The 12,243-nt window shown below is 40.2% G+C and carries 4 protein-coding genes; all 4 read right to left on the bottom strand.

All coding sequences use genetic code 11. The annotated features are described in order from the left end of the window. Positions 1–19 precede the first annotated feature (19 nt). A complete protein-coding gene (locus tag MED222_RS21660) occupies positions 20–277 on the bottom strand; it encodes a hypothetical protein (protein ID WP_009846196.1) in 258 nt (85 codons plus the stop codon). Positions 278–490: 213 nt separating this feature from the next. After that, a complete protein-coding gene (locus MED222_RS15315; RefSeq protein WP_032555112.1) occupies positions 491–919 on the bottom strand; it encodes a hypothetical protein in 429 nt (142 codons plus the stop codon). 568 nt (positions 920–1,487) lie between these two features. Next, positions 1,488–4,946 (bottom strand): RHS repeat domain-containing protein, encoded by a 3,459-nt coding sequence (locus MED222_RS15320; RefSeq protein WP_009846194.1) that lies wholly within the window; start codon positions 4,944–4,946, stop codon positions 1,488–1,490. Positions 4,947–4,966: 20 nt separating this feature from the next. After that, positions 4,967–11,953 (bottom strand): LamG-like jellyroll fold domain-containing protein, encoded by a 6,987-nt coding sequence (locus MED222_RS15325; RefSeq protein WP_009846193.1) that lies wholly within the window; start codon positions 11,951–11,953, stop codon positions 4,967–4,969. Positions 11,954–12,243: the final 290 nt, after the last annotated feature.

Raw genomic sequence — 12,243 nt, 5'->3', positions numbered from 1 at the left:
GATAATTTCCTTATCTTTATTAAGTTATAAATAAAACCCGAAATAATATAAAAATAAGTATCATTGTCATTAAAAATGTTTGCAAATGAAAACTAGAAAAGTTAACCCTTCCAATATTTATAGCGACTGACATAAAAAAAACAGCAATAAAAAAGCCAATCATCATGCTCTTTATAAAGTTCTTTTTTGTACTTTCTTGCGATGAACTCAGTCGTTTTAAAGCAAAACCTGAAAAATCCAAGTAGTTCTTTTTGGTGATTTTAATTGATTTGATCATTATAACTTCCCTATGTATACATCGACTTGCGTAGTTGTAGAACAATACAATAATCGTATTAGACCAATACACGGACCACACACAAACCAGTTAAACCTATATTGTCGGCTAGCATTTTAAGTTATTAATGTAAGGAATGTTTATTTTTAGCCAAAGCCTTTACCCTATAGTAAAAGGAAAAACCTGCCCCCTATTCATTATAATCGATATTTGTTATTGTTGAGATTCAATCTTCTCAATAAATACCTTATTAAAATCATCAGAAGCAAGTGCTAAATCATCAAGAACAATAACATTTGATTCCAAATTTTTCTTAACAATCCACTTTCCCTTATCAGACTTATAGTAATCAATAAGTTGCCTAAGTTCTTCATCACTATAAACTAACAAACCTTTCATATATGCATTCATATATCTCTTTTTACCATACTGAAAAACTGGAGCATAATTTAATTCAACATACTCCTCTGTAAAATCGGGATATAGTTTGAAGAGCTGTTTTTTATATTCTACAAAGTAGTGCTCCACTGTTTGTTCAAATCCCAGAATTTCAGAAATCTCATTTTCCATCTTGCTTCTCTCCGTGGCTTGGAGAGGTAATGAGACACATAGCAACCAAAAACATAAAAGACTAACTTTCATTTACACCCCTTAATATGTGTGAAAAAATTAAATTACCACTATCTAAAGTAAATGGCTTAATACCGAGCAGATCCCCATAGTTACTGTTACAACCCTACGCTCCGTCAACCAAGGTTCTTTTAGTCCTGATGTCAAATGTAATTCACTATTACGTCTTCATTGGCACTGATACAACTGACAATATGACCTCGTAATCAAACAATATTCTCTTTCCAGTATGCTTTACCTAGCCAACCGAACGTTTTTCGCATATGGGCAGCGATTGGCTGTTTTTAGCTTACCTATAGCGTCTTAAATGATCTACTGAGGTATAATAAGTATTGCCCTTGGATAGGAGCACATACTAGGATTCAGGCTTTCCCAACGGTGGCTAGTTACCTAAATTACGTGGTACTACCGTGTGATATATGGTGTGGGATGAGGTTTAACTTTGCATTTATCCATCACACCTCTAGCAAAAGCACCTATCCACGGACAAGCTCGCATTTTTATGCATCGAGCAATAATTGTAACTATTGAGTATATACTGTTTATTTTCCAACCCTTTCCGTCAAACAAAAATAATTTATCATTTACAAATCCCAGCCTGCACTAACTTGGACGTTATATTAATTGCCGTACAGCTTGTTTTAACGTACGGGTTAGGAATTGCTCCACCAACATCCGATATTCTATCAATATCTTTCGCTACTTTGCACGCTTCCTCATCTGCCTTAACCTCAGCGTCTCGGAGTGCTTTATTTAGTTCGGGAGGATTAAAAGCTTGAGGTGGTAGCACTGGAACTGGAGAGATCGGTACCCCGAGCCTTCCATCCAGATCTACATACCCTAACGGGTCACCATTTACATACGCATAGAGGTTAATCCCGCCTTGCTCTTGCAGTGGGTCGCGGTTTAGCCAGCGGCCCAAGCTTGGTATATAGAAGCGATAACCAAAGTAAACTATACCACTGGTAAAATCGCTGCGTTTGGTCGACATACCAAACGGCTGTAGAGTGAAACCATCACCACTTACTTGCCCGTATGGCGAATAACCTCGTTGGCTGAGTCTTTCGCCTGCTTGGTCAAACACACCATAGACATGACCGAGATGGTTAGTCATGTAATAGATATTTTGCTGGCTCTGCTGACGCATTAATAACCCAGCGACACCGCCTTTTCTATCTGGTCGCCATATATTGTTTGCTAATACGTTGTTCTCGCTGTCACGCTCTTGAAGCTCAATCAGGCCTAAGCGAACAAAGCGTTTCTCTAAGGTTTTAATATTGCTTTCAAAACGCTGATACACTCTTAGAAAATGATCGTGACCATACTCAAATCGTTCCTCAATCTGAGTGCCACTTTTCTCAAAACGAATCGCGGTCAGTCTGTTTTCAGCGTCATAGTCTGCTTCAAAAGGAGTCTCACCTGGCAATAAGCCTTGTACTAAGTTTCCATCAGCATCATAAACAAAAGCGCTACTGTCGCCATCCCACGAGGAAATTTGGTTAAGCGAATTGTACGTGACTTGTGTTTGTGGGCGCTCTAGAAGGAGCGGTTCGTTAGACTCTAATTGGGTGAGTTTACCTGCAACGTCAAAACCGAAAACAAACTTGCCGATTGTATTCACGCCTTTTCGGTATTCGAGCTTGGAGAGATCGCCAATATTGTCAAAGCTCAACACTTGCTTGATGCCATTGGGGTAAGTTAAGTCAGCCGAAACATTATCAGGCGAATCATCGTAGGTGAGTTCAAAGACCTGTTCCAGTGCCGAAACTTGCTTTAGTCGACCCAGAGCGTCGTACTTGTACTCACCGTAGTTATCTCCATCCAACATCAATGAAGACAATCGATTCAGCTTATCAAACCCAAGTTCAATGGTATCGTTGTCCCAAGGGCCATCAATGCTCTCAACTTTACCGTCCGAGAAATAAGAATATTGTGTCAGACCTTGGCCATCAGAGACTGATACCAGCTCTCCTAACGAATTATATTGATAGGAAACTTCTGGTGTAGCGTCGCCATAACTTACACGAGTCAGTTGGTTATTTTCATTGTAATGAAAAGACTTTGTAACGCCTCGAGCATTAGTGGTGCTGTTGATATAACCTTGCTGGTAATCAATTTTTAGCGCGCTGCCATCTGCGTAACGCTTCGTTGTAAGCTGACCCACGGCGTTATATTCAAATTCTGTTTTATTTTGATTGGCGTCAATTAAAGCCGTAGTGCGTCCTGCCGCATCTCGTTTTAACCGTGTAACGCCCAACATAGGGTCAATAACCGCTACCAGTTGCTTTGCTGAATTATATTGATATTGGTAAGTTCGACCTCCCGGAAGGGTTTCGCTCTCTACAAGACGAGGACAACTCCCATAAACAATCTCAGTATCACGATTTCCCTCTCCGCTGACATGAGTGAGTTGGTTAATTCGGTCATAACGATACTGCGTGGCGTTACCATGTATATCAATAACTTGTGTTACGCGCCCTAGCTCATCATATTGATATGACGCCAGCGCCTTACCCTGACTAACAATCGAGTCGAGTCGCCCAGATGAATAACCAAAGTCGACAACGTTACCATCAGCAGTCGTTACTTGTAATAACTGCCCTTGGTCGTTGTATTTATAGCGAGTTTTAACACCGTTTAAATTAGTAGCACCAATCAGTAAGTTATTTTGGCTGTATTCAAAACCCTTTTCGCCTGTCGGCGTGACAGCTTTAATTAAGTTTTGACGATCATCGTAAACATAGATCGTGCTGTTATTGATCGTATCAGTAAACTCCACAACTTTACCAAACGAGTTATTGCGATACTTTACGGAATTACCATCTGAATAAACAGTTTTGGATAGATTACGATTTTGATCGTATTCGAAACGAGTCCATGTACCATCCGGTCTAGTAACCTGTTGAACACGAGAATAACCTTTGGAGAACCGCTGATAGTCATAGACAGTTTTAGGAACGTCGGGTTGGTCATTGTTAACATTAACATCCACGTAATTGATGTAGTGCTCTGGTGAGATGTACCACGCTTTGCCTGTTTCTGAGTTGTAGAAAAACTCCTCTTTATAACCCAGCGGATTTATCGCAGTCACTCGGCTACTCATTCCCATTGGGTCACCAGGTGCTGGATATTCATCTACCCGATTTGAATTAGCGTTGCCTAGCTCAACAATAAATTGGGTTTGTCCCTTAGCATCAGTGATTGACGAGATTATCCCCATCTCATCATAAGTGATATCTGCGGAGTACCCTTGCATGTCCTCAAGCGAGATTAATTCACCTTTCTGGTTATAGTTGAAGTGAGCTTGATACCCCGTCGGGCCTTTCACCGAGACAATTTGCTTGGCCTGGTTATAACTAAAAGTCAGAGATTGATCTAATGCGTTAGTCACACTCGTTAACTGGTCGTCTTGGTAAGCAAACTTAAGTGCGTTACCGCTTTGATCGACCGTGGAACTTAATCGGTAGTCGCCACTTTCCACGTGAGTGAACGTTTTGTAACTGCCGTCAACGTAAGTCGCCTTAATCACGCCATCTTCAACACTCAACCGAGGCAGCAAAGTCGCTTCTCCTGACAGAAGCGATTGTGAATTTAAAACATAGTTAGTACCAATTTGTTGGTATTCATCGACACGTCCTGTTCCCGCAAACAGAACTAGCGAATTAGATTCATTCGGTTGGGTTATATAGTCACTGTAACTATGGGACCATCGAGAGCCAACCGAATTATTTGTATTTTCTTTTCCAAGCGCATTGTAAGTTAATGTGAATTCAATATTAGGTCCATACGCCGAATCAAACCAGATTGGCGTATCTTGAACAACGAGGTTGAGATTATTGAAGTCAAAGTGCCATATTGGTGCTCCTCTCGAAGAATGGCAATCATCTCCTGATTCCCCCCCTTTTTGAGCTTGACCTTGACCTTGTTCGTATGAACTATTTGGCCCTAAAGGGCCTGTAGGTGGTTCAACAGCAGGCGCACACGACTGCAGTAACGCTAACAATACGATTGCAAGCGCGACAAAAATTGCCAAAAGCATCTAAGTTTCCTTAATCGGATTTATGGGTTTAACGGAGTTTCAATTAGAAGGCTTTCTGCCGAGAGTAACGCATCTAACTTATTGGTAGCTTTGTTCATTATCAAAGGACCCAATCTGAATTCGAAATCGTAGTGCATAGCAAGTGACGACTCAGGTCCACTCGACACCTTCGACCTACGATTTATTAATTCTTCATCCGTAAGCGCTCGGTTCCAGAGTTGCACGTTGTCAATCTGAGCATTTACAGGATAAGCCCCCCCAAATGTAATAGGCTCCGTACTCTGTCCACTAAAACGAATATTCGATAAGGTCCCAACTAACTGACCATCAATATATGCTTGAGCGTTAGGGGCTTGGTATCGAAGAGTAAAGTGATACCATTGTTCACTATTTAAACTAGCACTATTATTTCGACTTTCATCACCAACGCCGTAACTCAAATCACCGTTTTTATTTAAACCAATGTAAAAACGATGTTTATTATTGTCATCAGAACCAACGTACTGTAATAGCCCCTTAAGTTGGTTAAACTTGATATCAAACATTAATGTTTTGTCTTCAGAATTAGGATAAATCCCCGTTACAACGTGGCTATTTTTGTTACCATCCAATTGCAGTACACCACTCGATATAGATATACCTTGCTCTCCTTGAGCCAACTTTACTGCTTTGTACCAATCAGTAAATGAGTACCAATTGGTGATACCATCACTATTGCTATCTTTGTTGCCATCCCTAACACGCAAAGCGCTCCCTTCTTCAAGCTCAAACCCATCGAACATGCTATCCCCATCTATATCTGGATCGCATGCAGAGACAAGTATTTCTAATTCTTGTCGATCGGATAATCCATCGTGATCGGTATCGTTTGTTGTGGCATCAACACACATTTTCGCTTCAACGTAATCCGGGATAGTATCTAAGTCAGTGTCATTGACTTGATGACTTTCAAGCTCAATATCATCGACCAACTTTAGGTCGAATTGATCATTGGCGTGATTTTTTACCCATTCTCCTTTCACCGACGAAAAGTCATAAGACGCGATTAAACCCTCGATATGCTCCTTAGGATGCAGCGCCATGAAGCGGTGGAGTTTTGGTTCAGACAAGGCTCTGTCCCATATCTGCACGTTATCAATAAGGCCAGTGTAAAAATCAGAAGCCATTCCCGACTTATTCAAAGCGCCCAACCAAAGTGCATGTTCGAAGGGAGCAGAAATCGTCGACCAAGAACGTATTGTTTCTTCTGTTAATTGTCCATTGAGGTATAGTTGAATATGATCATCATTTACGACTAACGCGATGTGGTTCCAATCATCCGTCGAGTATTCCGGCTCTCTAAAAGAATAACCACTCGATTTGTCTTCACCCCATGCGAACTTCTTCTGCGCATACTGAATTCCAACGTAATAATGCTGGTCGGCAGTTTCACTTACACCGGATAACTGTGATTCTTCACTGGTTGATTTAAACCAATACATTAAGGTTGAATCACCGTTTTCTGGGAAGAAAGACGTAATTGCATAACCTTTACTCGCCGACAAGGCGCCAAATTCGACCACTGTTTCAGGCAATTGCTCTGTTTGTATCTTTCGATATTCATCCCAGTTGGAAATACCGTTGCCATTGCTGTCAAAATTAGCATCAGTAATCAAGCCATCACTACCGTGAGAACGCTCAAAGTCATCCGTCAAGCCATCATTATCACTGTCAGGATCGCAAGGGTTAGTAATCAAAATGAATGGTTTGCCAACTGAGAGTTCATCACCATCATTAACGCCATCACCGTCGCTATCAGCCGTTAACCCATCAGTACAAAAAGCTAACTCTAATCGGTTAACAAGACCATCGCCGTCAGTATCTTCGTCTGTTGGCTCAGCAACTAAGTAAGCGCCTTGCGTTAATTTGAGATCGTATCGTCCTGTTGCTTTATTTTTCACCCAATCACCTTGGGAGTGAGTAAAGTCATACCATGCAGCAAGATTGCTATCCGAAGCTTTGGGCGCAGTAAACATATACTGGTAAATTTCAGTTGCGTTTAATGACCGCTCCCAAATACCAACATTATCAAGTAACCCCTTCATATGTTCTTTAGAGAAGCCTACATCATTAACGGCTCCAAGGTAGGTGGCCCACACATTCGGTAAGTCTGCGCGCAATGGGTATTTTTCATCTACGAGTTGCCCGTTAAAGTATAATTTTGCTTTTCCTTGATTTGACAAGACGAGAGCTAAATGTGCCCATTCATCCGAATTAAGTTTTGCGGCAGTATATGATGTGCTGTGCTCGTCACCATATTTTACTTTATCGTATGAAAAACCAAGTTTATGTGTATCCATGTTCCCTGATCTTTGCTCTTTACTTGGCTGATACTTAACCCAAAACATCAACGTCATGTCATGTGACAACGAGAAGTGATTGGTAATTGCGTACCCATTGTTATCCGTTAACTGCAAAGAACGTGAGGATTCAATGATGTCGTCTTGTGACAACTGTTCAACTTGATGCTGGGCATACGCTTCCCAAAGGCTCAAATTGGGATGATTTACAGAACTTTTCCCTGCGTTACTCTGAAGCGGATCACTGTTTTGTTCTAACTCAAAATCATCCGGAATATTATCCCTATCACTGTCCCATAAACAGGGGTCTGTAATTGTTAAATATTGGGAATTGACCCCATATTCCTGACCATCCAATAGACCATCACCGTCTGTGTCAGCTTGGGTTTCATCTAAACAGCTTGCAAGTTCTAACTTGTCATCTAAACCATCCAGGTCTTGATCAAGTATCGCTTGCTCTGGAGAGATTTTAGCTCCTTGAACCAGCTTTAAATCATACAGCCCTGTGACGCCATTTTTTACCCAACCACTCCTAGTGTGGTTAAAGTCATACAGCCATTGCAATGAGCTGTCTTGTTGGGGAGTTGGTGGCGTAATCATATAGCGTCTAACCTCTTCTAGGCTTAATACGCGTTGCCACAACATGACATTGTCCATTTGGCCGTTCATATGACGATCCGCTAGACCTTCAATATTAGTTGCACCCAAGAAAAACGGATAACCAATCATTTTAAGCGCACTTTCATTCACATCTACCATTTGACCATTAACATAAAGCTTCGATTTTAAATCACTTATAGTTAACGCAATATGGTTCCACTGATTATTGATTAAATCGTGGTGATGAGCGACAGAACCACTACTACCAACCCAATAAAGAGGGCCATACATACTGTGTCCTAAAGACAAAATCACATCATTCGTTATATCACTAACACCACTCATTGATTTGTCATACACGAAAAGATCTTCGTTCGGCTTATACCAAAACATAATGCTGGTAGGTTGCTCTTTTGGGTAATAACCTGAGATGGCGTACCCTTTTGTCTCTTCTATATCCAAAACGTTAGGCGCAACCTGTTCAATAGAGGAGAGAAATTCATCACTGCGGTTTATATATTCAACATACCTATCCCAGTTTGGCTTATTAACTTCAGCATCAATAAGATGGCCATCGGCTAACGTTGGATTCATGTTGTTATCGATTTCAAATGCGTCATCAATACCATCATTGTCAGTATCAGAGGAGCAAGGATTAGTGGTGAACTTTTGGCCATTGATAAGAAAACCTTGATTGAGTTCGTAACCATCGCTAAGTCCGTCACCATCACTGTCTAGCACCTCAGAATCAGTACAATAAGTCGCTTCAAACTCGTCGCTTAACCCATCTTTGTCAGTGTCGTAAGTTTGCTCTGATTCAATGATATGTGCACCCTTCACCAATTTCAGATCATATTTCCCAGTTGCCCTATTTTTAACCCAAGCTCCAAGATGATTTGAGAAGTCGTACCAAGCGACAAGGTTTTCGTTAGTACTATCAGGGCGCTGACGCATATAATTAATTATTTCCCTTTGGTCAAGAGCCTTATTCCAGAACTGAATATCATCAACTTGACCATTTTGATGTTTCACATCCAAGCCTTTATAGTTAACCGCACCAAACCAAAGTGTATAAGAGGACCCAAAATTCTCATTTCGTTTATCAATAATCTGCTCTAATTGCCCGTTAACAAAAAACTTTTGGGTACTTTGAGAGATAACAATCGCCAAGTGGAGCCATTGATCTGATTTGATCGTAATATCTGATTGAAGTTTTTGAGAATTTGAACGAACTAGCGGCTTATCATTTCCACTAATACCTATGTAACTGCCTTTATAAGTATCAGTTTGTACGCCACTAAATTGATCTAGGCCTTGCTTGTTTGGTTTAAACCAATACATCAATGTAGTTTCGTCATCGTTCTTCTCTCGTTGAATATCAGAAACTGCATAACCTAAACTGTTCGACAGGTTCAACTCACCATCTAAGTGTTGCACTTTTTTGCCTTGCTCTAATAGGCGATGCACACTCTCTTCGGCATAGGTTTCCCAGTTGGCAATCTCTTTATCATTTAATACAACATCAAGGTCATGTTTTGTTGGATCCATACCATTGTCTTGCTCAAATTTGTCATCAATACCATCGTTATCGGTATCGCTAATACAAGGGTCTGTGGATTTTAAAGGTGCCAAGGGTGTCAGTTCATTTTTATCTAAAATTCCATCCTCATCACTATCACTGTTATATACGTCCAAGCATTTCCCTAATTCAAAAGCATCAGAAAGGCCATCGCCATCACTGTCTCGCTCTTTGTCCTCTGGTTTTAAGCGAGTAACATCGGTCAACTTGAGATCAAAGCGACCACTCACTTGATTAATTACCCAATCACCACGCGATTTAGAAAAATCATAGGATGCAACAAGCCCTTGAGTGTTTACTTGAGGTGCTTCGGTCATGTAACGACGAACCTGATGTTGCTCCAGGGCTTGAGTCCAAATCTGCACGTTATCAAGAATGCCATTCATGAAATATTTCGGCTGACTCGAATCATTCAATGCTCCGATCCATATCGCGAGTATCTCTTTTCTATTAAACCAAGTTGGCACACGACTCGAGTAAGCTAAATTCCCATCTAAATAAACTTGGGTGGTATAAGTGTTAGAATCCCAAACGAAAGCAAAATGATGCCAATTATCAATAGTGATATTTTGCTGAAATCTCCTAGGATAAAAGGAAGTATTAATAATTCCTTTTATGGTGTTATTGAAACCGATTCCTAATTTTGTTTGGTGCCACCCTTTACCGTTAAATCCAGAATATTGTTCGGATTTATCCTTAGGTTTAAACCAGTACATTAAGGAAAAGTCTTCTTTATTATTCGACAATCCAGAAATAGCATAAGTATTGCTGCCTGTTACATCGAAGTGCCTATCTTCTTCAATAACCTGAACCTCACTGTCTCTCTTTTCAACGTAAGAAACATACTTCTGCCAATAACTGTTCTTTGAACCTAAATGACTTTTCAGCGCATCGTTCTTCGCTGGGTTCATTGAGTGGTGATATTCAAAACCATCAGCGATACCATCGTTGTCAGTGTCGGCATTGCATGGGTTTGAAGTTACATCTAGCGATGAGCCAATACCTAACTCTTCACCGTCAGGAATACCATCCGCATCACTGTCGGAGTTATGACTATCACTACACAGAGCACTCTCGAATATATCAGGTATACCGTCACTATCTGAGTCGATATAGTTTTCTTCAAGCTTCAACTTCGCTCCAGCCACTAGCTTCAGGTCAAACTTATTCGTTACTCTATTTTTAACCCATTCGCCGCGGCTTTCATTAAAGTCGTAAAAGCCAAGTAAGTTATTACTTGTCACTCTTTCGAGACTAAACATGCTTTTTGCGACATCTTGTTGTGATAGCGCTACATTCCAAACACTAAGATTATCGATCACCCCCTCAACACTTTCTGGTTGCCAAGCTCGCTTGTGATGACGAGCACCAATCCAAAGGGCATATTGGCTAGCTTCTTTAAATGCCAAAGATCTCATCGTGTGCTTTAGTTGACCATCAATATATATTTCTGCCACAGAGCTTGAATAGACCAAGGCGACATGCGTCCAATCCTCATCCTCAATCTTCACTTTACTTAACGTGACAGATTTATTTCCAACACCGAACGTGACACTATTTTCTTGATCAATACCGGAATAGAACCGACGACCACTATCATCGTCACTACCCATTGTCTGTTGTTCCTGACTTTCAGCGTGTTTAACCCAGTAAGTCATACTCATCGCTTCACTACCTGGAGCAAACCCAGAAATTGCATAACCATTGGTATTTCTTACATCTAACAATCTGCGTTCGGATATAACTTCCAGTTGCTGTTGCTCATGTTTCTTCGCAATCCAATCAACATAATGCGACCAGTTATCTCCTCGATAGCTATCAACCACCATAGGATCACTGCCAGCTTCAACTTCATACGCGTCTTCGATTCCATCAAAATCACTATCTTGTAAGCAAGGAAGTGAGGTCATAATTATTGATTCACCAAAACGCATTTCTTGACTATCTAAAAGGCCATCATTATCAGAATCGGGGGTTTGCGAAGACATGCATAGCTTGTCTTCGATGTGATCGGGCAATTGGTCTCGATCACTATCTAGTGCAGAAAAAGTATAAATTGGACTTTTGGAGTTAGCGCCTTTTCCATCATGCGCGACAACGTTCCAATATCTAGAATGGCTATCTGAAATATGAGAAAAATCCAACTTTAGTGAAGTAGCTGTGATACCAGTTTTAAATTGACGTAATTTTCCTGGTTCATCACCAAACCAAAAATCGTAATAGGAAGCGCCTTTAATTGGTAACCAAGTAAAAGTAATGGAATGTGACAAGTTTTTTATCGAATAATTATCCGGAGCAGTCAATGTGATAGAATTAAGGTTTGAAGAAACCTCAACTTTGCTTATACTAAGACGATTACCAAGAGCATCAACAGCATAATAGTTAAATTCATTATCGGCTTTTTCATTGATTAATTCTCCACGTAGATTGTATCTATATTCTACTTGACTTGCATTAATGTAGAAAAAACCAAGTAAGAGATATAACATCAACGTCTTTAATGAGATATTAATAAAAGTCACGAATAAAACTCAGGTTAGAATAATCACTGTTAAATGTTATTTAAAAACCTCACAAAATCCCAATCAATTTAATTTATATAGTTATAAGTGTTAATTATAATCTAATAATTAACATTGTATTTATCGAAAGTTAATTACAAATCAAACAGCAAGCAGTAGTTTATTGTTCTTTCTATAGGATAAATCACTAGTACCTGACTTAAGCTTCAAAAGTGTTTATAGTCCAGACATACATTTCAACATCCATGATTGAGAGG

This window comes from Vibrio sp. MED222, assembly GCF_000153005.1.
Classification (GTDB): domain Bacteria; phylum Pseudomonadota; class Gammaproteobacteria; order Enterobacterales; family Vibrionaceae; genus Vibrio; species Vibrio tasmaniensis_A.
Note: the sequence above shows the minus strand (reverse complement) of the source record. Positions and strands in the feature narration are given on the sequence as shown.

Bases quoted from the DNA above. Each gene is read 5' to 3' on its own strand.
- MED222_RS21660 (WP_009846196.1), bottom strand. From the start codon at position 277: ATGATCAAATCAATTAAAATCACCAAAAAGAACTACTTGGATTTTTCA.
- MED222_RS15315 (WP_032555112.1), bottom strand. From the start codon at position 919: ATGAAAGTTAGTCTTTTATGTTTTTGGTTGCTATGTGTCTCATTACCT.
- MED222_RS15320 (WP_009846194.1), bottom strand. From the start codon at position 4,946: ATGCTTTTGGCAATTTTTGTCGCGCTTGCAATCGTATTGTTAGCGTTA.
- MED222_RS15325 (WP_009846193.1), bottom strand. From the start codon at position 11,953: ATGTTATATCTCTTACTTGGTTTTTTCTACATTAATGCAAGTCAAGTA.